The sequence below is a fragment of the Burkholderia cenocepacia genome, assembly GCF_014211915.1.
Classification (GTDB): domain Bacteria; phylum Pseudomonadota; class Gammaproteobacteria; order Burkholderiales; family Burkholderiaceae; genus Burkholderia; species Burkholderia orbicola.
In genome coordinates, this window is record NZ_CP060039.1 from 1,899,786 (window position 1) to 1,923,258 (window position 23,473).

Genomic DNA, 23,473 nt, shown 5'->3' on the forward strand with positions numbered 1-23,473 from the left:
GGCATGGAACAGTTGAACTATCGCTTCACCGCGCGCGAACGCGCGAAGGGCGAGCAGGCCGCGGCGCTCGTCGGCGTGGTCGCGTCCGGCAATCTCGAAGTGCTGGTCGAACGCGTGCTGCCTGGCAACGAATGCGAGATCGACATCCGCACCGCGGCCGTCGGGTTCGGCGCGGTCTGGCAGGCGGTCGTATCGGATTTCGTCGAACGGCGCACGCCGGGCGGCCTGAAGCTGTCGATCAACGACGGCGGCGCGCGGCCCGACATGGTGTCGCTGCGGCTCGCGCAGGCCGTGCGCGCGATCGAGGGAGACGCATGATGAGCGACGTGATCCACGATGCGCCGGCGTTCGTCGCGAATGCGGCGAGCTGGTACGAAGCGTCGGCGCGGCAACGCATCGACGGGTTGCTCGACGCGGGCAGCTTCACGGAATTCCTCGGGCCGGCCGAGCGCGTGACGAGCCCGCACCTGCCGCTGTTCGCGCTGCCGCAGCAGTTCGACGACGGGATGGTGGTCGGGCACGGCCGGCTCGATGGCAAGCCGGTGTTCGTCGCCGCGCAGGAGGGCCGTTTCATGGGCGGCGCGTTCGGCGAGGTGCACGGCGCGAAACTCACCGGGTTGCTGCGCGCCGCGCGTGACGTCGGCAAGCCGGTGCTGATTCTGTTCGACACGGGCGGCGTGCGGTTGCAGGAAGCGAATGCGGGCGAGCTCGCGATCGCCGAGATCATGCGTGCGCTCGTCGAAGCGCGGGCGGCCGGCGTGCCGGTGATCGGGCTGATCGGCGGGCGCGCGGGCTGCTACGGCGGCGGCGGGTTGCTCGCCGCGTGCTGTTCGGCGCTCGCGGTGTCGGAGCAGGGGCGCATCAGCGTGTCGGGGCCTGAAGTGATCGAGACCAATCGCGGCGTCGAGGAATTCGACTCGAAGGATCGCGCGCTGATCTGGCGCACGATGGGCGGCAAGCATCGGCGCTTGATCGGCGGCGCCGATCGTTACGTGGCCGATACGCCGGACGCGTTTCGCGCGGCCGCGCTCGACCTGATCGGCCGCGCGCCCACGTTCGATGCGGCGATGCTGCGTGAGGAACAGGCGCGTCTCGAAGCACGGATCGAGCGGTTCGGCGGCTGCCAGGATGCGCTCGACGTGTGGCGTGCGCTCGGGGCCGACGCGCCGGAAGCGATTCCGGGCATGCCCGACGACGAATTCGCGAAGCTCGCCGACCAGTTACAGGAGCAGAAATGAAACGACCCCCACGCTCACTTCGTTCGCTGTCGACCGGAGTTGGCGCTTCAGCGCTTACTCCGGTCCCATGCACGGCTCCCCCGAGAGGGTGCCTGCCGTCCACGGCCGGCTTTGCAAAGCCGGCCGGCTACGCGGGCGCGGAGCGATGCTCCGCGAATTCCCCGCTACGCCCTTTGGGGCGGCCCGGCGGGAGGCAGCATGACGCTCGATGAAGTACTGAACTCGCTGTTTCCCGCGGGCCATTCGATTGTGCGCAATGGCGGCCTTCTGACGGGCCACGCGGAACTGGCCGGCATGCGCGTCGACGTGATCGGCGTGGCCGACCGCCTGCCGTTCGGCATCGACGAGGCGCTGATGCTCGCGTCGCGCGTGCTCGACACGGTCGCGCGCGGCGGCGACACGCCGATCCTCGTGCTGGTCGACAGCGACAGCCAGCGGATGAGCAAGCGCGACGAACTGCTGGGCCTGAACGAAGGGCTGTCGCATCTCGCCAAATGCCTGATGCACGCGGATCTCGCCGGACACCGGACGATCGGCGTGCTGTACGGCCACACGGCCGCCGGCGCGTTCATCGCGACCGCGCTCGCGACGCGCACGCTGCTCGCGGTGCCGGGCGCCGAGCCGGAGGTGATGGACCTGCCGTCGATGTCGCGCGTGACCAAGCTGCCGATCGACGTGCTGAAGGAGATGGCGCGTTCGACACCGGTGTTCGCGCCGGGGCTCGACAACCTCGTGAAGATGGGCGCCGTCGACGCCGTGCTCGATCCGTCCCGGGCGCTCGACGCGCAGGTCGGCGAATGGCTCGGCAAGCCGGCCGAGCGCATCGACCGGCGCGCGGCGCGCGGCCGGCCGGTCGCGACCGACGTCGCCGCCCGCGTCGAGGCACTCGCGCGTGCCGCACGCTGAGCTGCCGCTGCGCCGCCACACGCTCGTCACGCTGACGGCGGGCGGGTGGGGCGCGGCATTCGCCCGCGACCCGGCGCTCGCGGGTGATCCGCTCGTGCGTGCATGGGCCGAACGTGGCTGGCCGCTGATCGTGCGTCGCGCATCGCCGGATGAAGCCGATGCCGGCCGCGTGCCGCTCGGTCTGCCGCTGCCGCCGTCGGCGGGCAAGCGGCGCATCGCGCTGAACGTGGCCGCCGACGCGCTCGCGACGGTCGGCCCGCTGCCGACCTTGACGGACGTGCTCGCCGCCGCGCCCGCCGCGTGGCATGCGCCATTGCGCGAACTCGATGCACTCGGCGCGCGCTGCGGCGTGCAGGGCCGCGTGTTCGGCAGCCTCGCGTGGCAGGCGCTGACGGGCGAGCCCTACCTGAGCGCATCGTCCGATCTCGACATCGTGTTGCCGCTACCGGACGCTGCGTTGCTTGCACCGTTGCTCGACGGTCTCGCGGCGATCGACGCGCGCGCGCCGATGCGCATCGACGGCGAGCTGCTGCGCGACGACGGTGCAGGCGTCAACTGGCGCGAACTGCACGCGCGCTTGCCCGAAGTCGCGGTGAAGACCGCGATTGCGGTCGAATTGATGCGCGCCGATGCCTTCACCGGAGGCCCGCGATGAACGCACGGGCTGCCTGCCGCGTAGCGGCGCCGTCCGATGCCGAACGCATCGCGGCGCTGGCCGAGCGCAGCCTCGTGCTCGAGATCGACACCTATCCGAAGCCGGGCCTCGTCAGTCACGTCGACACCGGCAGTCATACGGATATGGATGCCGCGACGTTCGCGCGCAGCGCCGCCGTGCTGCGGCCGTACTTCGCGGAACTCGCCGATGCGGGCGCACGCGACGCGGACATGGCCGTACTGCGCAAGATCGGCCTGCGTGCCGAGCACGCGATGCTCGCCGCGACCGGCGGCGTCAATACGCATCGCGGCGCGATCTTCGGGCTCGGGCTGCTGTGTGCGGCTGCCGGCCGGCGCGCGCTGCCGGGCGCGGTGTCGGCCGGAACGACGCTCGGTGCGTTCGTATCGTGCCGCTGGGGCGTCGAGATCCTCGGCGGCCCGCGTTTGCCGGACAGCCACGGCGAGCGCGCCAGCCGCCGCTACGGTGTGGGCGGTGCGCGTCGCGAGGCGGCCGACGGCTTTCCGACCGTGTACGCGATCGGCTTGCCCGCGCTGCGCCGCGCCCGGCGCGACTTGCCGGACGATCCGGAAGCCGCGCGGGTCGCCGCGTGCTTCGCGCTGATCGCCGCGCTCGACGACACGAATCTGCTGCACCGGGGCGGGCAGCCCGGCCTCGATTTCGCCCGCGCGACCGCCCGTGCCTTCGTCGCGCGCGGCGGCGTGCGGGCGCCAGACTGGCGGCTGCGCGCGGCGGCCGCGCATCGGGCGTTCGTCGCACGCCGGCTGAGCCCGGGCGGGGCGGCCGACCTGCTCGCGATGAGCGTGTTCGTCGATGCGCTCGAAGCCGAAGGGCACGCACGATGACGCTCGCCATCCTGTGCTCGGGGCAAGGCGCGCAGCGCGCCGACATGTTCGACCTGACCGGCTCGGCGCCGCAAGCCGACGCATTGTTCGCGCATGCGGGCCGGCTGCTCGGCGACGATCCACGCGCCTGGGTCCGGCAGGCCGGCCCCGACGCGCTGCGGGAAAACCGGGCCGCGCAGATCCTCTGCACGGTCCAGGCGCTCGCGGCGGCCGCGCTGCTCGATGCGGTGTGGCCGCGCCGGCGCTGCGTCGCCGGCTACAGCGTCGGCGAGGTCGGCTCGTGGAGCGTCGCGGGGATGATCGACCCGCACGACGCGCTCGACCTGGCCGATGCGCGTGCACGCGCGATGGATGCCGCAAGCGGCGGCGACGAGCGGATGGTGTTCGTGCGCGGCCTGACGCGTTCGCAACTGGCGCAGCTGTGCGACGGTCGCGACGCGGCCATCGCGATCGCGAACCCGGGCGATGCGTTCGTGGTCGCGGGGCGGCACGCCGATGTCGATGCGGTGGCCGGCGACGCGACGCATGCCGGCGCGCTGCGCGTCGCGCCCGTCTGCGTGCGGATCGCGTCGCACACGCGCCGGCTCGCGGCGGCCGTGCCGGCCTTCCGCGCGACGCTGGCCGCGACGCGCGTGCGCCGGCCGCTGCCGGGCACGCGGCTGTTCTCGGGGATCGACGGCGCGTCGGTGCTCGATGTCGACACGGGCCTCGACAAGCTCGCGCGGCAGATCGCGGAGCCGGTCGAGTGGGCGAGTTGTCTTGCCGCATGCGTGGAGGCGGGCGCCACCGCGTTTCTCGAACTCGGTCCCGGGCGCGCGCTGGCCGAGATGGCCGGCGGCGCGTATCCCGCGTTGCCGGCGCGCAGCCTCGCGGATTTCCGTTCCGTCGACGGCGTGACGAGCTGGCTCGCACGCGTCGCGCCCAGCTGATCGACGGGCTGAAACCCGGCTCGAAACACAGCGTCCGGGTACCGGTTCGGCACTGTGTGTTGCGCCGGCGCAGCAGCGCCGCAGCCGCCCCTTGCCACGCGAATTGGCGTCGCTACAATGGCGCCCGCCATGAGACCAGCCGCCTTCTTCCTCGCCGCGTTCTGCTGCGCGACGAGCGTCCACGCCAGCCAGATTCTGTCCGACGCCGCATCGGTCGGCACGTACTTTTCGTATGACAACGCGGCGGCCGACGCGACCGTCGATCTGATCGAACAGGCGCGGCGCCGCGTGCTGCTGGCCGGCTATACGCAGGTGCCGCCGGCTGTCGCGAGCGCGCTGCGCGCGGCCCGAGCACGCGGGATCGAGGTGCGCGTGGTGCTGGTGCGCCCGCCGCGTGCGGGCAGGTACAGCGGCGCCGGCTATCTGAAATCCGCGGGTATCGATGTCGCGATCGATTCGCGGCATGGCGGCCCCGCGTCGCGTTTCGTGATCGTCGACGACAGCGTCGCGCTGACGACGCTGTCCGACGGCGCGGCCGAGCAGGCCGACACGGTCAACGTATTCCGGCGCGCGCCCGAACTCGCGCAGTCCTACGCGCAATCGTTCTGGCGGCTATACCGGCAGGCCGGCGGCCTCTGACCCCTTCCTGCGGCGCATTGCGCGCCGGTGTGACCCTGCTTGCATCGGCGCGACCGATGAACCATCCTCGTTGACAGGCGCTGGCGCGGCTTTCGCGCATGGGCGCAATGGCAGGGAGTCGATCGTGATCGAAAGCAGTTTTGCCGATCGCGCCGATGCCGGTCGCCAGCTGGCCGATGCGTTGCGCGAATACGCGGGGCGAAGCGATGTCGTCGTGCTCGCGTTGCCGCGCGGCGGGGTGCCCGTCGCGTATCCGGTCGCCCGTGCGCTGCGCGCGCCGCTCGACGTGCTGGTCGTGCGCAAGCTCGGCGTTCCGTTCGACCCCGAGCTCGCGATGGGCGCGATCGCGACGGGCGGCGGGACGCATTTGCAACGTTCGGTGATCCGCGACATGGACGTATCCGATGCGCAACTCGCCGACGTGATCGCGCGCGAGACGGCCGAACTGCATCGTCGCGAGGCGCTGTATCGCGGCGCGGTGCCGCCGCTGGCGGTGGACGGGCGCATCGCGATCGTGGTCGACGACGGCGTCGCGACCGGCGCATCGATGCGCGTCGCGCTGCAGGTGCTGCGCGAGCGTCACCCGGCGCGCATCGTCGCGGCCGTGCCGGTCGCGCCGGCGGGCGCCGCGCATGCGTTCGACGGCCTGGCCGACGCGTTCGTCACGGTGTCGCAGCCGGCGCGGTTCTTCGGGATCAGCCAGTTCTACGCGCACTTCGCGCAGACGAGCGACGACGAGGTGCGCGCGCTGCTCGACGCGGCGCGCCCGTGATGCGGCGTCAGGTTTGCCGGTTCCGGCGCGGGCGCGGTCGGCCGGCTTCCGCGAGCGCGAACACGCGCTGCAGCGCCGGATGGACGTTGCCGTGCCAGCGTGGCCCCGTAAACAGCCCGTAGTGATCGCAATCGTCGATATCGACGCGATGGCGCTCGTGGGCCGAGAGGCCGCTGCACAGTGCGAGCGCCGCATGCGTCTGCCCGGCGCCCGTGACCCCGTCGCAGGCGCCTTCGACGGTCAGCAGCGCGACATCGCGCAGCGCGGCCGGTTCGACGCGCCGGCCGTCCACATGCCACGCGCCGGTCGCGAGCAGCATGCGCTGAAACACGACGTCGACCGTGTCGAGGAAATAGTCGGCCGGCATGTCGAGCAGCGCCGTGTATTCGCGCAGTGCCCGCCGGGCGTCGGCGAGCCCGGTCATGTCGAAGCGGGAAGCTGCCAGCGCGTAGGTCTCGATCAGCGTCAGGAAGCGTTGCGGATACAGGAGCGCGATCTCGCCCTGTTGCAGATAGGTCGGGAACACGTGGCGGCCATGCCCGGCGAAGCCGGGCGGCACGATGTCGATCAGATGGCGCCGGCACCAGTCGAGCGAATGGGCCGCGGCCGCGGTGCCGAGCGGGCTCGGGTTCAGGCGGGCATCGATCGGGCCGCCGATCAGCGTGATACTCGCGGGCGGCGCGAGGCCGCGCGCGGCGCGCAGCGCCAGGGCGCCGAGCGCCGGTACGGTCGCCTGGCAAACGGCGACGACGTGCAGCGGCCGCTCGTCGTGCTGGAGGGTGCCGACGAAGCCGTCGAGCATCGCGACGTATTCGTCGAGTCCAAAACGGCCTGCCGCAAGCGGCACGTCGCGCGCATTGCGCCAGTCGGTCACGCAGACGTCGCCATCGGCGAGCAGCGTTTCGGCGGTTTCCCGCATCATCACGGCCGCATGTCCGACGAGCGGCGCGCACAGCAGCACCGTGCGGTGCGCATCGGCGTGCGCGAAGCGCCGCAAGTCGCAAAACGGCGTGTGCGCGACGATCTGCTCGCTGACGGCGGGCCACGCGAGGTCGAAGCCCGGCGGCGCGGCCTGGGGCCCGAGCAGCGGTTCGAACAGGTCGTCGTAGCACGATGACGCGGCGTGCGGCAGCGACGCCGCGGGCCATGCGTCGAACGCGTATCGCGTCGCCGCGCGCCATGCGCGCATCCATTCCCGCTGCTGCTCGACGACGGCATACCACATGGCGGACCCTGGGGCGGAAGGAGCGTGAACCTCCATTATGGTCATAGCGGCCGGGCAGCGGGAGCCCGATGTACGGCCGGCTGACGCGCGTCAAGCGCAGGGTCACGCTAGGCGCTGCCGCGCGCCGCTGCTACAGTCGTCAGTCCCATTCCCTCGAAGCGGAGCGTTCGCGATGAAGCTGATCGGCATGCTGGATTCCCCGTTCGTGCGCCGCGTCGCCATTTCGGCGAAGCTGCTCGACCTGCCGTTCGAACACGAGTCGATCTCGGTGTTTCGTCATATCGAGCGGTTCAGGACGCTCAACCCGGTCGTCAAGGCGCCGACGCTCGTGACCGACGGCGGCGCGACGCTGCTCGATTCGTCGCTGATCGTCGACTATCTCGACCACCTGGCAGCACCTGAGCGGCGCCTGCTGCCCGACGCCGGCGAGGCCCGGCTGCGCGCGCTGGTGCCGATCGGCTTCGCGCTGGCCGCCGCCGAGAAAACCGTGCAGGTCGTCTACGAGCAGGCGCTGCGTCCGTCGGACAAGCAGCACGAGCCGTGGGTCGATCGCGTGCTGAGCCAGCTCGAAGGCGCATACGGCGCGCTGGAGCCGCTGGTCGCGGCCGCCAACGGCTGGTTCGGCGGCGGGCGATTGCTGCAGTCGGACGTGACGGTCGCGGTGGCGTGGCGCTTCACGCAGTTCATGGCGGCCGATTACCCGGTGCTGGCGCGGATCGATCCGGCCCGTTATCCGGCGCTCGCCGCGCATTCCGCGCGGGCGGAAGCGTTGCCGGCTTTCGTCGAAACGCCGCTCGTCTAGGTTTCGAAGCGGGGCGCCGGACTGTCGCGCACCGCTGTCGGCCGCCGCTCGCGCTTGTCCGGCAAGCCGCTGCCGATTGTTCTCGGCGGCTGACAAGTGACTTCGCATTCGCGCTGTTTATCCGGAGGCGACCGATCCCTAGAATCCACTCCATCAAATCACGCATTGCCAGATGGAGCCGATGATGAAAGCCCTGATCGAATCGAGCCTGTACCACCCGTCCGTCGTGTTGGCGCTTGCCGGGCTGACGCAGCTGATGGTCGAGCGCGATTTCAATCTCGGCCAGGTCGGGATGATCGTCGCGGCGCGCGGTGCGCAGGCTGCCGTGTCGCGGTCGCGCGCGCTGATCTTCTGCCGTCACTGCGAAGCGCAGGCATGAAGGCGTTCGCGCCGACTGAATGAAAAAGCCCGGCCGGCGCAAGCCGGTCGGGCGGATCGGGTTCGATCGGGCCCCGGCTTCGGCCGGGGCTTTTTCATTGCGCGGCGCTTACGCGCGGGCGGGAGTCGCGACGCCGTAGACTTCCGATTCGTCGTCGTCCTCGCGCAACTGGCGCGCGAGCTGGTGCGCTTCGCGGCGCGTCGCGACGGCCGGCGGCGAGCCCTTCAGCGGCTGGCGCGCGGTTTCGGCGAGCGCGACGACCGACACGATGCCGATCAGCGCGGCGCCCATCATGTAGTACGCGGGCATCATCAGGTTGTGCGTCACGTCGACGAGCCACGCGGTCACCAGCGGCGTCGTGCCGCCGAACAGCGACACCGACACGTTGAAGCCGATCGCGAGCGCGCCGTAGCGGATCTCGGTCGGGAACAGCGCGGGCAGCGCCGACGGCATCACGCCGGTGAAGCACGACAGCAGCACGCCGAGGATCAGCAGGCCGCCGAACACCGACGCCGTGGTGCCCGTGTGGATCAGCATCAGCGACGGGATCGACAGCACCAGCAGGCCGACGCAGCCGGCGAGCATCACCGGCTTGCGGCCGACCTTGTCCGACAGGCGGCCGGCGTACAGCGTCATCGGCATCATCAGCACCATCACGATCAGCACCAGCACGAGGCTGTGCGATTCGTCGAAGTGCAGCGTCGACGACATGAAGCTCGGCAGGTACGACAGCACCATGTAGTCGGTCACGTTGAAGATCAGCACGAGGCCGACGCACAGCAGCAGCGCACGCCAGTTACGCAGCAGCGTCTCGCGAAAGCGCGCCTTCGGCACGGCCTTGTCCTGCGCTTCGCGTTCTTCGGCCTGGCGCTTGAACGCGGGCGTTTCCTCGAGCTTCATCCGGATGTACAGACCGATCAGGCCGAGCGGCCCGGCGATGAGGAACGGCACGCGCCAGCCCCACGACAGCAGCGCTTCCTGCGACAGCGACGCGGTGAGCAGTGCGACGACGCCCGCGCCCAGCACATAGCCGATCAGCGTGCCGAACTCCAGGAAGCTGCCCATGAAGCCGCGGCGCTTGTCGGTCGAGAACTCGGCGATGAAGGTGGCGGCGCCGCCGTACTCGCCGCCGGTCGAGAAGCCCTGCACGAGGCGGGCGACGAGCAGCAGGATCGGGGCCATGATGCCGATCGACGCATAGCTCGGGATCAGGCCGATCGCGAAGGTGCCGACGGCCATCATGATCATCGTGGCGGCGAGTACGCGCTGGCGGCCGATGCGATCGCCGAGCGGGCCGAACACCATGCCGCCGAGCGGGCGCACGAGGAACGCGGCCGCGAACGTGCCGAAGGTGGCCAGCAACTGCGCGGACGGGCTGCTGGACGGGAAGAACACCTTGCCGAGCGTGACGGCGATATAGCTGTAGACGCCGAAGTCGAACCATTCCATCGCATTGCCGATGGCCATTGCGCTGACGGCGCGCTTGAGCAGGCTCTGGTCGACGACGGTGATGTCGTCCGCGGCGAGCGGGGCCTCGCCGGACGACGAAGCGGGGAAGAGACAGCGGTCGGGCTGACGTGTGTTGCGGTCAAGGTCATGCACTCCTTTGACAGCGCCGGAACGGGCGGGCCGTCCGACACGGTTTGCCGGCGAGCGCGGTGTCGTGTGCTGCGCGTCGGGGCAGACCATTAAGCACTTACTGCACAGGGGGCAGCAAAGGGCCAAGGGGCTGCTTCGACGCGGGCCCGATGGGCCGTCGCGACAGTGCGCTCATGAAGAATGGGCCGCGTGATGCAGGCGGCGGATGCCGGTGCGGACGATGGGTCCGGCGTGCCGGCAACGCCCCGGAGGGGCAGCGAAACGAGAAAAGCGGGCCTGTCGGGCGGGCTTTCCTGTGGATGCAATTTCGATCGAGGCACCGGGCCGCAACGTGCGGACGGACTTCTCTCAAAATCGAAAAGACAGAGATTGAATGTTGAAACAGGCGACATGATAGCACGATGACTGACGATCGTGCAAATTGCCCGGAATCGCCCGTCTGGTGGGGCATCCCGGGGAGCCCGCTCGGGTATGATCGGCGGCGCGCGGCGCGGCCGTGCCGCCCGCCGCGACGGGGCTGAATTCGCGAGGAACCGGATGACCGAACTGATGAGGATTGCGGCGCTGTTCGCCGCTACCGCGCTGGCCGAAATCGTCGGCTGCTACCTGCCGTGGCTCGTGCTGAAGGCCGGGCGCCCGGCCTGGCTGCTGGTGCCCGCCGCGCTGTCGCTGGCGCTGTTCGCGTGGCTGCTCACGCTGCACCCGAGCGCGGCGGGGCGCACGTATGCCGCGTACGGCGGCGTCTATATCGCGGTGGCGTTGATCTGGCTGCGGGTGGTCGACGGTGTCGCGCTGACCCGCTGGGACGTGGCCGGCGCGGTGCTCGCGCTCGGCGGAATGGCCGTCATCGCGCTGCAGCCGCGCGCCTGAGCGGCGCGGCCGCGGCGCGTGCCGCGTGCCGCGTGCATCAGGCTGCTTCGGCGGTATCCGTGTCGGCGGGCTGGCGCCACACGCATGTGCCCTTGACCGACTTGTCGAGCTCGTCGAGCTGAGCCTGGTGCGCGGCCAGCTCGTCTTCGCTTGCAGTCACCACGGCCAGGTCGAGCGCGGCGAGCGACACGCGTTTGCCGTTCGCCGCGCCGCCGTCGGCGCCCGCGTCGTCGAGCATGTCGATCACGAGGCTGTCCTGGCCGCGCGTCATCGCGAGATAGACCTCGGCGAGCAGCTCCGAGTCGAGCAGTGCGCCGTGCAGCGTCCGATGCGCGTTGCTGATGCCGAAGCGGTCGCACAGCGCGTCGAGCGAGTTGCGCTTGCCGGGGAACATCTGCTTGGCCTGCACCAGCGTGTCGATCACGCCGCCGCAATGCTCGGTGAACGGCGGCAGGCCGAGCCGCGCGAATTCGGCGTCGAGGAAGCCGAGGTCGAACGGCGCGTTGTGGATGATCAGCTCGGCGTCCTTCACGAAGTCGAGGATCTGGTGGGCGACTTCCGCGAATTTCGGCTTGTCGCTCAAGAATTCGGTCGTGAGGCCGTGCACCGCCAGTGCGCCCGGATCGCTGTCGCGCTCGGGGTTCACGTAGAAGTGCAGGTTGTTGCCGGTGAGCCGCCGGTTCAGCAGTTCGACGCAGCCGATTTCGATGAGGCGGTCGCCCGTGCGGGCGTTCAGGCCGGTGGTTTCGGTATCGAGAATGATCTGGCGCATATCGGGAAAAGCAACGAAAACAGGAGAGGGCGGCCGGGGTTCAGGCGGCCAGCGATTCGACGCCGCGGTTCGCGAGCGCGTCCGCGCGCTCGTTTTCGGGATGGCCCGCGTGACCCTTGACCCAGCGCCACTCGATCTCGTGCCGGGCGACGAGCGTGTCGAGCCGCTTCCACAGGTCGGCATTCTTCACGGGCGTCTTCGCCGCGGTGACCCAGCCTTTCTTCTTCCACCCGTGGATCCACTCGCTGATGCCTTTCTGCACGTATTGCGAGTCGGTATGCACGATCACCCGGCACGGCCGCTTCAGCGCTTCGAGCGCGGCGATCACGCCCATCAGCTCCATGCGGTTGTTGGTCGTGTTCGGCTCGCCGCCGAACAGTTCCTTTTCTTGACTGCCGTAGCGCAGCAGGGCGCCCCAGCCGCCGGGGCCGGGGTTGCCCTTGCAGGCGCCGTCGGTATAGATGTCGATGGTGTCGGTTGTCATGAACGTTCTTGGTGAGTGGTCGGGGAGGCCGCCGGCGTCAGGCCCGGTGCGAGCACGGGCTTCTTCATCTTGATCGGGCCGACGAGGCGCATGCCGCGCACGCGCTTGACGGCCGTCACCATGTAGACGGCGCCGAAGATCGGCCACCAGCGGTCGCCGGCAGCCTCCATGAAGCCGTAGCGGGCCAGCCACTGGTCGGTGGCGAGCGGCGGCCGGTAGCAGCCGAAGCGGCCGCGTTCGAGGTCGAAACCGAGCAGCTTGATCCAGTCCTTGAGCCGGATGAACGCGATCTGGTCGCGCGTGGCCGGCACGAACGGGCGGTTCGCCATGCGCCCGAACGACTGCCGCATGCCCCACAGGCTCAGCGAATTGAAGCCGGTGATCACGAGCTGGCCTTCCGGCATCAGCACGCGCTCGGCCTCGCGCAGCAAACGGTGCGGGTCGGACGTGAATTCGAGCGTGTGCGGCATCACGATCAGGTCGACGCTCTGCGACTCGAACGGCAGGTCGAGCAGGTCGCACCACGTCGTGCTGCGATCGGCGGGCGCGTGGGCTGCCGTGTGTGCTTCGCGCGCCCACGGATACTGATACGGCGCGCTCGCGCCGCTCGCCGGGTCGAGCACGAGGCCGCGATACGGCATGCGGTTCTCGCGCAGTGCGTCGAGCTGCGGCAGGCCGAGCTGCAGCGCGTGGAAGCCGAAGACGTCGGATACGATCCGGTCGAGCTGTGCCTGCTCCCAGCCCAGCACGTAACGGCCGGGCGGCGAGTCGGTCCAGGCGGGCCAGTCTATAATTTGACGGTCAGACATAACGATGATTGCGCGCCTATGAACGAGCTGGAATACGTGCCGGTTCCGGCATTCGAAGACAACTATATCTGGCTCGTCTCGGACGGCCGCGATGCGATCGCCGTCGACCCGGGTGAAGCCGCGCCCGTACGCCGGGTTCTTGCCGAACGAGGCTGGCGGTTGACCGCTATTTTACTCACGCACCACCACGCCGACCACGTCGGCGGTGTCGAGGCGCTGCAGCATAGCCAACCGGCCGATGTTCCGCTCACCGTTTACGGCCCCGCGGCCGAAGCGATCGGCGTGGTCACGCGGCCGCTGTCGGGCGGCGATCGCGTGACGCTCGACGCGCCGGCCGTCGCGTTCGACGTGCTCGACGTGCCGGGCCATACACGCGGCCACATTGCTTACTTTCAGGCGGCCGGTCAAGGCGCGGCCGGGCAGGGCAACGCGGTGCCGCACGTGTTCTGCGGCGACACGCTGTTCTCGTGCGGCTGCGGCCGCCTGTTCGAAGGCACGCCCGCGCAGATGCTCGCGTCGCTCGACGCGCTCGCGGCGCTGCCGGGCGACACCCGCGTGCATTGCGCACACGAATACACGCTGTCGAACATCCGCTTCGCGCTCGCGTGCGAGCCGGGCAATGCGGCACTCGCCGCGTGGCGCGACGACGCACAGGCGCTGCGCGCGCGCGGCGTGCCGACGCTGCCCACTACGATCGCGCACGAGCGTGCCGTTAACCCGTTCATGCGGGCCGACAGCGCGGCGATTCACGCGACGCTCGAGGCCGAGCTGCACGAAACGGTGACGGATCGTCTGGCGGCGTTCACGCTGATGCGCGAATGGAAAAACCGGTTCCGGTGATGTTTTCCGGAGGACTCCAAAGCTCAAGCGGTGTCTGTAAAAATTGCTCCAAATGTAGGATTTCGCTGAGTTTTCGGTGTTTTTATTGACGTGAAGCACGCACTTCCGTAGTATCGCCTGCAATTTCCAGCCGTCGGAAGCCGAGATTTTCATGCGACTTATATTGAGTGCGATGGTGGTGCTGCTACTCGCCGCTTGTGCGAGCCAGCCCCTGTCGCCAACAACGCCGCCGATTCGCAGGCGACGTCCAACTACCTCCGTAAATCAGCCACCGCCAAAGAAACTGTCGACGTCGACAAGCAATCCGTCGGCGACCTGACCACTGCAGACTCCGATCTCTGGGCGCGCATTCGCCGCGGCTTCCAGATGCCCGACCTGCAGAGCGATCTCGTCGACATGCAGACGACCTGGTATACGCAGCGTCCCGATTACGTGCAGCGCATGACCGAGCGCTCGCAGAAGTACCTGTATCACATCGTCGAGGAGCTCGAGGCGCGTCACATGCCGACCGAGCTCGCGCTGCTGCCGTTCATCGAGTCCGCGTACAACCCGCAAGCGCTGTCGGTCGCGAAGGCGGCCGGCATGTGGCAGTTCATGCCCGGCACCGGCCGCACGTACAACCTGAAGCGCAACATGTGGCAGGACGAGCGCCGCGACGTGCTCGCGTCGACGAGCGCCGCGCTGGACTACCTGTCCCGCCTGCACGACATGTTCGGCGACTGGTATCTGGCGCTGGCCGCGTACAACTGGGGCGAAGGCAACGTGCAGCGCGCGATCGCGCGCAACCAGGCGGCCGGCTTGCCGACCGACTACCAGAACCTGCGGATGCCGAACGAGACGCGCAACTACGTGCCGAAGCTGCAGGCGGTGAAGAACATCATCGCGAGCCCGCAGCAGTACGGCCTGGCGCTGCCGGATATCCCGAACCACCCGTATTTCGTGACGGTCACGACGTCGCGCGACATCGACGTGGCGGTGGCCGCGAAGCTCGCGAACCTGCCGCTCGACGAGTTCCGCTCGCTGAACCCGTCGTTCTCGAAGCCCGTGATCCTCGGCGCGACCGAGCCGCAGATCCTGCTGCCGTTCGACAACGCATCCGCGTTCGAGAAGAGCCTGAAAGCGTACAACGGCCAGCTGTCGTCGTGGACCACCTACACGGTCAGCGAGCGTGCACGCCCGGCCGCGATCGCCGAGAAGATCGGCGTCGACGCCGACACGCTGATGTCGGTCAACAAGATTCCGGCCGGCATGCGCCTGAAGCCGGGCTCGACGATCGTCGTGCCGCGCGGCAATGACGACGACGAGGACATCAGCGCCGACGTCGCCGAAAACGGCGCGCTCGCGATGGAGCCGGACGTCCCCGATACGCGCAAGATGCTGATTCGCGTGCGCCGCAAGCAGTCGATGGCGGCGATCGCCGGCCGCTATGGCGTGTCGGTCGGCCAGTTGAAGGCGTGGAACCGTACGCACCGCGATCTCGCGATGCCGGGCCAGGCGCTCGTGCTGCACGTGCCGGTCGGCCGTTCGGTGCCGGCGGAACCCGGTCCGGAGCGGATCGCGACGTCGACGGGCGGTGCGCACATCGAGCGCGCGAGCCTGGCGGTGGGCGGCAAGTCGCACGGCGGCAAGCGCGGCGCCGCCAAGTCGTCGGCCCGGCCGGCGGCGAAGGCTGCGCCCGCGAAAGCCGCGCCGGCCAAGGCCGCCGCGCACAAGGGCAAGAAGAAGTAAGCGCGGCTGCCGCGCGCAACGTGGCGGCCGGTGAGGCCTGCGCGATTGCGCTATCATCCGACGAATTCGACGAAACGCCGTCACCGAGGTGACGGCGTTTTCGTTTGCGCGCGGCGTAACGTCGCGCGTCTTCATCGAACAAGGGGAGCGATGTCGTCGGTGCAGGTGAGGGTGCTCGCGCTGTTCTCGGTCGGGTATTTCGTGTCGTACGTCTTTCGCGGCGTCAATCTGGGCTTCGCGCCGTTCGTCACGCATGAGCTCGGGCTGTCCGCCGCCGATCTCGGCTTGCTCACCAGCCTCTATTTCCTCGGCTTCGCGGGCGCGCAGATCCCGGCCGGCGTGATGCTCGACCACTTCGGCCCGCGGCGCGTGACGGCCGGCATGCTGCTGTTCGCGGCGGCTGGCGCGGCCGTGTTCGGTGCGGCGCATGGCATCGGCACGATGATGGTCGGCCGGCTGCTGATCGGCGTCGGCGTATCGGTGTGTCTGGGTGCGGCGTTCAAGGCGCTCGCGCAGCATTTCCCGGTCGGCCGGCTGCCCCTCGTCAACGGTCTCGTGATGGCCGTGGGCGGCCTCGGCGGCGTAATGGTCGGCTCGCCGCTGACCTGGCTGCTCGGCTGGGCGAGCTGGCGCACGATCTGTTTCGGCCTCGCGGTGCTGACCGTGGCCGTCGCGGCGTCGATCGGCTTCGGGGCGCCCGACGCGCAGCAGGCGCGCCACCAGGGCGGCCTCGTCAGCCAGTTCAAGGGCACGTGGCACATCCTGGCGAGCCGCGCGTTCTGGAAGATTGCGTCGTTCTCTGTCGTCACGCAGGGCGTGTTCTATGCGATGCAGTCGCTGTGGGTGGGCCCGTATCTGCGCGACGTCGGCGGATTCGACGCGCCGCATGCCGCGCGCCTCGTGTCGGTGCTCGGCTTCGCGATGATGGCCGGCTGCGTCGGCTTCGGCGCGGCGGCACGCGTGCTCGAGCGGCGCGGCGTGTCGGTCTACGCGACGTGCGGCATCGGCATGGCGCTGTTCGTCGCGACGCAGCTCGCGATCGTCGCGCGCGTGCCGTTGCCGCCCGCCGTGCCGTGGGCCGCCTACGGGATGTTCGGCGGCGTGGGCATCCTGACCTACGCGGTGATGGCCGGCCACTTTCCCGCCCATCTGATCGGTCGCGCGAACACGACGCTCACGCTCGTGATCTTCCTGCTGATCTTCGCGTTCCAGATCGGCGTCGGCGCCGTGCTGTCGCACTGGCCGGCGGTCGACGGCCGTTATCCGGCCGCCGCGCACTTCACCGCCTGGGGCGCACTGCTCGCGCTGCAACTCGCGAGCGCGGTCTGGTACGTCTGGCCCACGCGCGGCGCTGGCCAAGCGCACTGATCCGGCGGTACGCTGACAGGTACGGCGGCCGCGAAAACAGGGCCGCAGCACGGTGCGCTGCGCCCGCCGCTCGTGGCGCGCGCATGATCGGACGGCCATATCAATTGAAGATAGGGCCATTTTCAGGCTATAATTTGAAAGTTTGTGCTGATCAACCTCGCACCCTAGCGCCTACCTCATTCATCCCGTTCATCCGCCGCACGCCGCCTGCCGGGCGATGCCGCGAAGCCTCGTGCGCCACGCGCCGGGTTCGCGTCTCGACAACGCAGGCCGCGTCCAGCTAGCGACCGCGCGCGCCCACGCAGCGCGGCGCTCGCGCGGCAGGGTAAACAGGTCGGCAGCAGGGTGTTCCCCAAGGAGCCTCCCGTGTTGCCGTCTTTTTCTCCCGCCTTGCTTGCACTCGCCGACGGCACGGTCTTTCGTGGTTATTCGATCGGGGCCGAAGGCCATACGATCGGCGAAGTCGTGTTCAATACCGCGATCACCGGCTATCAGGAAATCCTGACTGATCCGAGCTACTCGCGCCAGATCGTCACGCTCACCTACCCGCATATCGGCAACGTCGGCGTCAACGCCGAAGACGTCGAAGCCACGAAAGTCCATGCCGCCGGCCTGATCATCCGCGATCTGCCGACGCTCGCATCGAACTTCCGCATGGACCGCACGCTCGGCGACTATCTGCGCGACGAGGGCGTCGTCGCGATCGCCGGCATCGACACCCGCAAGCTGACCCGCATCCTGCGCGACAAGGGCGCGCAGAGCGGCTGCATCCTGACGGGCTCTGACGACGAAGCGAAGGCGATCGAGCTCGCGCGCTCGTTCGAGGGCCTCGCCGGCATGGATCTCGCGAAGGTCGTGTCGACCACCAAGCCGTTCGAGTGGAAGCAGACGGAATGGCGTCTCGAAGGCGGCTACGGCATGCAGGAAGCGCCGAAGTACCGCGTCGTCGCGTACGACTTCGGCGTCAAGTACAACATCCTGCGCATGCTCGCGGAGCGCGGCTGCCACGTGACGGTGCTGCCGGCCCAGGCCAGTGCGGAAGATGCGCTCGCGCTGAATCCGGACGGCATCTTCCTGTCGAACGGCCCTGGCGACCCGGAGCCGTGCGATTACGCGATCGCGGCCACCAAGGCATTCATCGAGCGCGGCGTGCCGACCTTCGGCATCTGCCTCGGCCATCAGATCATGGGTCTCGCGGTCGGCGCGAAGACGCTCAAGATGAAGACGGGCCACCACGGCGCGAACCATCCGGTGAAGGATCTCGGCGACGGCCGGGTCGTGATCACGTCGCAGAACCACGGCTTCGCGGTCGACGCCGATTCGCTGCCGGCCAATGCGCGCGTGACGCACGTGTCGCTGTTCGACGGCACGCTGCAGGGCTTCGAGCTGACCGACAAGCCTGCGTTCTGCTTCCAGGGCCACCCGGAAGCGTCGCCCGGCCCGCACGACATCGGCTATCTGTTCGACCGTTTCACCGCGCTGATGGACGCGGCGAAGCAGCGCAACGCCTGAGTCACTGACGCAACCGAAGAACGGGAGATTCACATCATGTTCGGCCACGCACTCGGCATCACGGATATCTGGACCTACGTGTTCGGCGTGATCTTCATCATCCTGCTGCCGGGGCCGAACTCGATGTACGTGCTGTCGCTTGCCGCGCAGCGCGGCGTGAAGGCCGGCTATCGCGCGGCCTGCGGCGTGTTCGTCGGCGATACCGTGCTGATGGTGTTGTCCGCCGCGGGCGTCGCGTCGCTGCTGAAGGCGAACCCGCTGCTGTTCTCCGTCGTCAAGTACGGCGGCGCCGCCTACCTGCTGTACATCGGCACCGGGATGCTGCGCGGCGCGTGGAGCAAGCTGCGCGCGCGCGGCGATGCGCCGGTCGAGGCGCCGCAGGCGGTCGACGGCGAGCGGCCGTTCCGGAAAGCGCTGATCGTGAGCCTGCTGAATCCGAAAGCGATCCTGTTCTTCATCTCGTTCTTCATCCAGTTCGTCGACCCGGCATTCCCGCATCCCGCGCTGTCGTTCGTCGTGCTCGGGCGATCGCGCAATGCGCGAGCTTCCTGTACCTGAGCACGCTGATCTTCGCGGGGGCGCGGCTCGCCGAGCACTTCCGCCGCCGCCGCAAGCTCGCGGCAGGCGCGGCGAGCAGCGTGGGCGGCCTGTTCATCGGTTTCTCGGTGAAACTGGCGCTGGCGACCATGAGCTGAGCGCCGCCGGCCGACCCACGACAACGATTACTTATTGAATTCACAAGCCATGCCAAAACGCACAGACATCAAGAGCATCCTCATCATCGGCGCCGGCCCGATCATCATCGGCCAGGCGTGCGAGTTCGACTATTCGGGCGCGCAGGCTTGCAAGGCGTTGCGTGAGGAGGGCTACAAGGTCGTTCTCGTCAACAGCAACCCGGCGACGATCATGACCGACCCGAACACGGCCGACGTGACCTACATCGAGCCGATCACGTGGGAAGTCGTCGCACGCATCATCGAGAAGGAGCGCCCGGACGCGATCCTGCCGACGATGGGCGGCCAGACCGCGCTGAACTGCGCGCTCGACCTGCACCACCACGGCGTGCTCGAGAAGTTCGGCGTCGAGCTGATCGGCGCGTCGCCGGAAGCGATCGACAAGGCGGAAGACCGCCAGAAGTTCAAGGAAGCGATGACCAAGATCGGTCTCGGTTCCGCGAAGTCGGGCATCGCGCACTCGATGGAAGAGGCGACCAAGGTGCACGCCGAGATCATGGCGGAGACGGGCGGCAGCGGCTACCCGGTCGTGATCCGCCCGTCGTTCACGCTCGGCGGCTCGGGCGGCGGCATCGCGTACAACCGCGAAGAGTTCGAAGAGATCTGCAAGCGCGGTCTCGACCTGTCGCCCACGCGCGAGCTGCTGATCGAAGAGTCGCTGCTCGGCTGGAAGGAATACGAGATGGAAGTCGTGCGCGACCGCGCCGACAACTGCATCATCGTCTGCTCGATCGAAAACCTCGACCCGATGGGCGTGCATACCGGCGACTCGATCACGGTAGCGCCTGCACAGACGCTCACCGACAAGGAATACCAGATCCTGCGTAACGCATCGCTCGCGGTGCTGCGCGAGATCGGCGTCGACACGGGCGGTTCGAACGTGCAGTTCTCGATCAACCCGCGGGACGGCCGCATGGTCGTCATCGAGATGAACCCGCGCGTGTCGCGTTCGTCGGCGCTCGCATCGAAGGCGACCGGCTTCCCGATCGCGAAGGTCGCGGCGAAGCTGGCGGTCGGCTACACGCTCGACGAGCTGAAGAACGAAATCACCGGCGGCCAGACGCCGGCGTCGTTCGAGCCGACGATCGACTACGTCGTCACGAAGATTCCGCGTTTCGCGTTCGAGAAGTTCCGCGAAGCCGATTCGCGCCTGACCACGCAGATGAAGTCGGTCGGCGAAGTGATGGCGATCGGCCGCACGTTCCAGGAATCGTTCCAGAAGGCGCTGCGCGGCCTCGAAGTCGGTGTCGACGGCCTCGACGAGAAGTCGACCAACCGCGACGAGATCGCGATCGAGATCCACGAGCCGGGCCCGGACCGCATCTGGTACGTCGGCGATGCGTTCCGCATCGGCATGACGGCCGAGGAAATCTTCGCGGAAACCGCGATCGATCCGTGGTTCCTCGAGCAGATCGAGCAGATCATCCTGAAGGAAAAGGCGCTGTCGGGCCGCACGCTCGCGTCGCTGACGTTCGACGAGCTGCGCTACCTGAAGCAGAGCGGCTTCTCCGACCGCCGCCTCGCGAAGCTGCTCGGCGCGACGCCGGAAGACGTCCGCAAGCGTCGCGTCGAACTGAACGTGCGCCCGGTCTACAAGCGCGTCGACACGTGCGCGGCCGAGTTCGCGACGAAAACCGCCTACATGTACTCGACCTACGAGGAAGAGTGCGAGGCGCAGCCGACCACGAACAAGAAGATCATGGTGCTGGGCGGCGGCCCGAACCGGATCGGCCAGGGCATCGAGTTCGACTACTGCTGCGTGCACGCGGCGCTCGCGATGCGCGAGGACGGCTATGAAACGATCATGGTCAACTGCAACCCGGAAACGGTGTCGACCGACTACGACACGTCCGACCGCCTGTACTTCGAGCCGCTGACGCTCGAGGACGTGCTCGAGATCGTCGACAAGGAAAAGCCGGTCGGCGTGATCGTCCAGTACGGCGGCCAGACGCCGCTGAAGCTTGCGCTCGACCTCGAGGCGCACGGCGTGCCGATCGTCGGCACGTCCCCGGACATGATCGACGCGGCCGAAGACCGCGAACGCTTCCAGAAGCTGCTGCAGGACCTCGGCCTGCGCCAGCCGCCGAACCGCACCGCGCGCGCCGAAGACGAAGCGCTCGCGCTGGCCGACGAAATCGGCTACCCGCTGGTCGTGCGTCCGTCGTACGTGCTCGGCGGCCGCGCGATGGAAATCGTCCACGAGCCGCGCGACCTCGAGCGCTACATGCGCGAGGCCGTGAAGGTGTCGAACGATTCGCCGGTGCTGCTCGACCGCTTCCTGAACGATGCGATCGAGTGCGACGTCGACTGCATCTGCGACGGCGAAGCCGTGTTCATCGGCGGCGTGATGGAGCACATCGAGCAGGCGGGCGTCCACTCGGGCGATTCGGCATGTTCGCTGCCGCCGTACTCGCTGTCGAAGGAAACCGTGGCCGAGCTGAAGCGCCAGACGGGCGCGATGGCGAAGGCGCTGAACGTGGTCGGCCTGATGAACGTGCAGTTCGCGATCCAGCAGGTACCGCAGGCGGACGGCTCGAAGCAGGACATCATCTACGTGCTGGAAGTGAACCCGCGCGCGTCGCGCACGGTGCCGTACGTGTCGAAGGCGACCAGCCTGCCGCTCGCGAAGATCGCGGCGCGCGCGATGGTCGGCCAGAAGCTCGCGCAGCAGGGCGTGACGAAGGAAGTCGAGCCGCCGTACTTCAGCGTGAAGGAAGCGGTGTTCCCGTTCATCAAGTTCCCGACCGTCGATCCGGTCCTCGGGCCTGAAATGCGCTCGACCGGCGAAGTGATGGGCGTCGGCCAGACGTTCGGCGAAGCGCTGTTCAAGTCGCAGCTCGCGGCCGGTTCGCGTCTGCCGGAGTCGGGCACGGTGCTGCTGACCGTGATGGACGCGGACAAGCCGAAGGCCGTCGAAGTCGCGCGCATGCTGCACGACCTCGGCTACCCGATCGTCGCGACCAAGGGCACGGCTGCCGCGATCGAAGCGGCCGGCGTGCCGGTGAAGGTCGTGAACAAGGTGAAGGACGGCCGTCCGCACATCGTCGACATGATCAAGAACGGCGAGATCGCACTCGTGTTCACGACGGTCGACGAGACGCGCCAGGCGATCGCCGATTCGCGTTCGATCCGCATGAGCGCGCAGGCGCACAAGGTCACGTACTACACGACGATGTCGGGCGCGCGCGCGGCCGTTGAAGGCTTGCGCTACCTGAAGGATCTGGAAGTCTATGATTTACAAGGTCTTCACGCTCGCCTAAACTAAGCGGTCAGTTACCTGTCGAAGCAACACGTGCCGCGATTAGGCGGTGTTTCCAGTGCATCGGAAGCGCGCTTAATCGCGGTGATTTTTTTTATAGCCGTTTTTAGCGATTGAGCCGTTTATGAGCACCATTCCGTTGACAAAGCGTGGCGCAGAGCAACTGCGCGATGAATTGCAGCGCCTCAAGTCCGTCGAGCGGCCGGCCGTGATCAACGCGATCGCGGAGGCCCGCGCACAGGGCGATCTGTCCGAAAACGCCGAATACGACGCAGCGAAGGAAAAGCAGGGCTTTATCGAGGGCCGCATCGCGGAACTCGAATCCAAGCTGTCCGCCGCGCAAATCATCGATCCCACGGTGCTCGACGCCGATGGCCGCGTGGTGTTCGCCGCGACGGTCGAACTCGAGGATCTCGAGTCGGGCGACACCGTCAAGTACCAGATCGTCGGCGACGACGAAGCCGATATCGATCACGGCCTGATCTCGGTCAGCTCGCCGATCGCACGCGCGCTGATCGGCAAGTCCGAAGGCGACGTCGCGGCCGTGCAGGCACCGAGCGGCGTGCGCGAGTACGAAATCATCTCGGTCAGCTACATCTGAAGCGGGGCGACGTGATGCCGCATCGCGTGTTCCGTCTGCTGTCGGCCGTATGGGTCGGCAGCCTGCTGACGATCGGGTATGCGGTCGCGCCCGTATTGTTCAAGACGCTGGAACGGATGACGGCCGGTTCGGTCGCCGCCCAGCTGTTCCGTATCGAGGCGATCCTCGGCGTCGTGTGCGGCGTGCTGCTGCTCGCGTTGTCGAATCAGCAGGTGCGGCGCGGCAGCAGCGAGTATCGCCGTGTGCGCTGGATCGTCGCCGCGATGGTCGTATGCGTGCTGGTCGGGTATTTTGCGCTGCAGCCGTTCATGAATGCGCTGCGCGTGGCCGCGATGGATGCGGGCACCGATATCGCGAATTCGCCGTATGCGAGCCGCTTCGGGATGCTGCACGGCGTCTCGAGCGTGTTCTATCTCGTCGAAAGCGTGCTGGGGCTGATGCTGATCTGGCGTCTGCCGGCGCGCGACGCCTGAGCGCCGCGCTGGGGCA

General features: G+C 68.4%; 21 protein-coding genes and 3 pseudogenes. 19 read left to right on the top strand and 5 right to left on the bottom strand.

The features are described 5' to 3' along the window. Nucleotides 1-3: 3 nt before the first annotated feature. The 8 genes from mdcC to SY91_RS09100 all read left to right on the top strand — a co-directional run bounded on the left by mdcC (nucleotide 4) and on the right by SY91_RS09100 (nucleotide 6,002). Nucleotides 4-318: a malonate decarboxylase acyl carrier protein gene (mdcC, locus tag SY91_RS09065; protein ID WP_006485317.1), complete on the top strand. Its 315-nt coding sequence runs from the start codon at nucleotides 4-6 to the stop codon at nucleotides 316-318. Continuing rightward, the gene (locus SY91_RS09070) at nucleotides 315-1,238 is read left to right on the top strand and encodes a biotin-independent malonate decarboxylase subunit beta (protein ID WP_023477914.1); all 924 of its coding nucleotides are present in this window, start codon (nucleotides 315-317) and stop codon (nucleotides 1,236-1,238) included. Before mdcC ends, SY91_RS09070 begins: the two co-directional genes overlap by 4 nt. Before the next feature lie 198 nt (nucleotides 1,239-1,436). After that, entirely contained in the window at nucleotides 1,437-2,144 is a 708-nt protein-coding gene (gene mdcE, locus SY91_RS09075; protein WP_185920863.1) for a biotin-independent malonate decarboxylase subunit gamma, read from the top strand. Next, nucleotides 2,131-2,799, top strand: coding sequence for a malonate decarboxylase holo-[acyl-carrier-protein] synthase (mdcG, locus tag SY91_RS09080; RefSeq protein ID WP_023478183.1), 669 nt, complete (start codon nucleotides 2,131-2,133; stop codon nucleotides 2,797-2,799). Before mdcE ends, mdcG begins: the two co-directional genes overlap by 14 nt. After that, nucleotides 2,796-3,662 (top strand): triphosphoribosyl-dephospho-CoA synthase MdcB, encoded by an 867-nt coding sequence (gene mdcB / locus SY91_RS09085; RefSeq protein WP_185920864.1) that lies wholly within the window; start codon nucleotides 2,796-2,798, stop codon nucleotides 3,660-3,662. The genes mdcG and mdcB overlap by 4 nt, the downstream gene beginning before the upstream one ends. Next, nucleotides 3,659-4,591 (top strand): acyltransferase domain-containing protein, encoded by a 933-nt coding sequence (locus tag SY91_RS09090; RefSeq protein ID WP_023475187.1) that lies wholly within the window; start codon nucleotides 3,659-3,661, stop codon nucleotides 4,589-4,591. Before mdcB ends, SY91_RS09090 begins: the two co-directional genes overlap by 4 nt. A 117-nt stretch (nucleotides 4,592-4,708) precedes the next feature. Beyond that, nucleotides 4,709-5,230 (top strand): phospholipase D-like domain-containing protein, encoded by a 522-nt coding sequence (locus tag SY91_RS09095; protein WP_043886766.1) that lies wholly within the window; start codon nucleotides 4,709-4,711, stop codon nucleotides 5,228-5,230. Nucleotides 5,231-5,354: 124 nt separating this feature from the next. Then, on the top strand, nucleotides 5,355-6,002 hold the full coding sequence (locus SY91_RS09100) for a phosphoribosyltransferase (protein ID WP_023475185.1): 648 nt from the start codon (nucleotides 5,355-5,357) through the stop codon (nucleotides 6,000-6,002). Nucleotides 6,003-6,009: 7 nt separating this feature from the next. Here the strand turns inward: SY91_RS09100 and SY91_RS09105 are convergent, their stop codons facing one another. Beyond that, nucleotides 6,010-7,227 (bottom strand): Intracellular PHB depolymerase, encoded by a 1,218-nt coding sequence (locus tag SY91_RS09105; RefSeq protein WP_023475184.1) that lies wholly within the window; start codon nucleotides 7,225-7,227, stop codon nucleotides 6,010-6,012. 172 nt (nucleotides 7,228-7,399) lie between these two features. Between SY91_RS09105 and SY91_RS09110 the strand changes: the two genes are divergently transcribed. Beyond that, nucleotides 7,400-8,029, top strand: coding sequence for a glutathione S-transferase family protein (locus tag SY91_RS09110; protein WP_023475183.1), 630 nt, complete (start codon nucleotides 7,400-7,402; stop codon nucleotides 8,027-8,029). A 172-nt stretch (nucleotides 8,030-8,201) separates the two neighbouring features. Then, entirely contained in the window at nucleotides 8,202-8,408 is a 207-nt protein-coding gene (locus SY91_RS09115) for a hypothetical protein (RefSeq protein WP_006476356.1), read from the top strand. 108 nt (nucleotides 8,409-8,516) lie between these two features. On the opposite strand, the pseudogene proP reads toward SY91_RS09115, so the two are convergent. After that, nucleotides 8,517-10,006: pseudogene (proP, locus tag SY91_RS09120) on the bottom strand (glycine betaine/L-proline transporter ProP). Nucleotides 10,007-10,544: 538 nt separating this feature from the next. Here proP and SY91_RS09125 point away from each other — a divergent pair. Continuing rightward, nucleotides 10,545-10,877: a YnfA family protein gene (locus tag SY91_RS09125; RefSeq protein WP_011545077.1), complete on the top strand. Its 333-nt coding sequence runs from the start codon at nucleotides 10,545-10,547 to the stop codon at nucleotides 10,875-10,877. A gap of 37 nt (nucleotides 10,878-10,914) precedes the next feature. Here SY91_RS09125 and dnaQ read toward each other — a convergent pair whose 3' ends face one another. From dnaQ to SY91_RS09140, 3 genes are read right to left on the bottom strand one after another with little or no spacing between them, the layout of a single operon-like run. Continuing rightward, nucleotides 10,915-11,649, bottom strand: coding sequence for a DNA polymerase III subunit epsilon (gene dnaQ, locus SY91_RS09130; RefSeq protein ID WP_011545078.1), 735 nt, complete (start codon nucleotides 11,647-11,649; stop codon nucleotides 10,915-10,917). 40 nt (nucleotides 11,650-11,689) lie between these two features. After that, nucleotides 11,690-12,133 (bottom strand): ribonuclease HI, encoded by a 444-nt coding sequence (rnhA, locus tag SY91_RS09135; protein ID WP_023475507.1) that lies wholly within the window; start codon nucleotides 12,131-12,133, stop codon nucleotides 11,690-11,692. Next, nucleotides 12,130-12,942 (bottom strand): class I SAM-dependent methyltransferase, encoded by an 813-nt coding sequence (locus tag SY91_RS09140; RefSeq protein WP_011545079.1) that lies wholly within the window; start codon nucleotides 12,940-12,942, stop codon nucleotides 12,130-12,132. Before SY91_RS09140 ends, rnhA begins: the two co-directional genes overlap by 4 nt. Before the next feature lie 18 nt (nucleotides 12,943-12,960). Between SY91_RS09140 and gloB the strand changes: the two genes are divergently transcribed. From gloB to SY91_RS09180, 8 genes and pseudogenes are all read left to right on the top strand, one after another. Then, nucleotides 12,961-13,782, top strand: a complete 822-nt coding sequence (gloB, locus tag SY91_RS09145; protein WP_011545080.1) for a hydroxyacylglutathione hydrolase — start codon at nucleotides 12,961-12,963, stop codon at nucleotides 13,780-13,782. Between the two features lie 151 nt (nucleotides 13,783-13,933). Continuing rightward, nucleotides 13,934-15,510, top strand: a pseudogene (locus SY91_RS09150) (transglycosylase SLT domain-containing protein). 150 nt (nucleotides 15,511-15,660) lie between these two features. Further along, a complete protein-coding gene (locus SY91_RS09155; protein ID WP_023475509.1) occupies nucleotides 15,661-16,878 on the top strand; it encodes an MFS transporter in 1,218 nt (405 codons plus the stop codon). Between the two features lie 366 nt (nucleotides 16,879-17,244). Further along, nucleotides 17,245-18,390: a glutamine-hydrolyzing carbamoyl-phosphate synthase small subunit gene (carA, locus tag SY91_RS09160; RefSeq protein WP_023475510.1), complete on the top strand. Its 1,146-nt coding sequence runs from the start codon at nucleotides 17,245-17,247 to the stop codon at nucleotides 18,388-18,390. 36 nt (nucleotides 18,391-18,426) lie between these two features. Further along, a pseudogene (gene leuE, locus SY91_RS09165) lies at nucleotides 18,427-19,085 on the top strand (leucine efflux protein LeuE). 49 nt (nucleotides 19,086-19,134) lie between these two features. Next, complete coding sequence (gene carB, locus SY91_RS09170) at nucleotides 19,135-22,389, top strand: carbamoyl-phosphate synthase large subunit (RefSeq protein ID WP_023475511.1); 3,255 nt, start codon at nucleotides 19,135-19,137, stop codon at nucleotides 22,387-22,389. A gap of 118 nt (nucleotides 22,390-22,507) precedes the next feature. After that, nucleotides 22,508-22,984, top strand: coding sequence for a transcription elongation factor GreA (gene greA / locus SY91_RS09175; RefSeq protein WP_006476345.1), 477 nt, complete (start codon nucleotides 22,508-22,510; stop codon nucleotides 22,982-22,984). Nucleotides 22,985-22,998: 14 nt separating this feature from the next. After that, nucleotides 22,999-23,457, top strand: coding sequence for a DUF4149 domain-containing protein (locus tag SY91_RS09180; protein WP_006497614.1), 459 nt, complete (start codon nucleotides 22,999-23,001; stop codon nucleotides 23,455-23,457). Nucleotides 23,458-23,473: the final 16 nt, after the last annotated feature.

Bases quoted from the DNA above. Each gene is read 5' to 3' on its own strand.
- gloB (WP_011545080.1), top strand. From the start codon at position 12,961: ATGAACGAGCTGGAATACGTGCCGGTTCCGGCATTCGAAGACAACTAT.
- SY91_RS09095 (WP_043886766.1), top strand. From the start codon at position 4,709: ATGGCGCCCGCCATGAGACCAGCCGCCTTCTTCCTCGCCGCGTTCTGC.
- SY91_RS09140 (WP_011545079.1), bottom strand. From the start codon at position 12,942: ATGTCTGACCGTCAAATTATAGACTGGCCCGCCTGGACCGACTCGCCG.
- SY91_RS09155 (WP_023475509.1), top strand. From the start codon at position 15,661: ATGTCGTCGGTGCAGGTGAGGGTGCTCGCGCTGTTCTCGGTCGGGTAT.
- mdcE (WP_185920863.1), top strand. From the start codon at position 1,437: ATGACGCTCGATGAAGTACTGAACTCGCTGTTTCCCGCGGGCCATTCG.
- SY91_RS09125 (WP_011545077.1), top strand. From the start codon at position 10,545: ATGACCGAACTGATGAGGATTGCGGCGCTGTTCGCCGCTACCGCGCTG.
- SY91_RS09110 (WP_023475183.1), top strand. From the start codon at position 7,400: ATGAAGCTGATCGGCATGCTGGATTCCCCGTTCGTGCGCCGCGTCGCC.
- SY91_RS09115 (WP_006476356.1), top strand. From the start codon at position 8,202: ATGGAGCCGATGATGAAAGCCCTGATCGAATCGAGCCTGTACCACCCG.
- rnhA (WP_023475507.1), bottom strand. From the start codon at position 12,133: ATGACAACCGACACCATCGACATCTATACCGACGGCGCCTGCAAGGGC.
- mdcB (WP_185920864.1), top strand. From the start codon at position 2,796: ATGAACGCACGGGCTGCCTGCCGCGTAGCGGCGCCGTCCGATGCCGAA.
- SY91_RS09090 (WP_023475187.1), top strand. From the start codon at position 3,659: ATGACGCTCGCCATCCTGTGCTCGGGGCAAGGCGCGCAGCGCGCCGAC.
- SY91_RS09105 (WP_023475184.1), bottom strand. From the start codon at position 7,227: ATGTGGTATGCCGTCGTCGAGCAGCAGCGGGAATGGATGCGCGCATGG.
- dnaQ (WP_011545078.1), bottom strand. From the start codon at position 11,649: ATGCGCCAGATCATTCTCGATACCGAAACCACCGGCCTGAACGCCCGC.
- SY91_RS09070 (WP_023477914.1), top strand. From the start codon at position 315: ATGATGAGCGACGTGATCCACGATGCGCCGGCGTTCGTCGCGAATGCG.
- mdcC (WP_006485317.1), top strand. From the start codon at position 4: ATGGAACAGTTGAACTATCGCTTCACCGCGCGCGAACGCGCGAAGGGC.
- SY91_RS09180 (WP_006497614.1), top strand. From the start codon at position 22,999: ATGCCGCATCGCGTGTTCCGTCTGCTGTCGGCCGTATGGGTCGGCAGC.
- carB (WP_023475511.1), top strand. From the start codon at position 19,135: ATGCCAAAACGCACAGACATCAAGAGCATCCTCATCATCGGCGCCGGC.
- greA (WP_006476345.1), top strand. From the start codon at position 22,508: ATGAGCACCATTCCGTTGACAAAGCGTGGCGCAGAGCAACTGCGCGAT.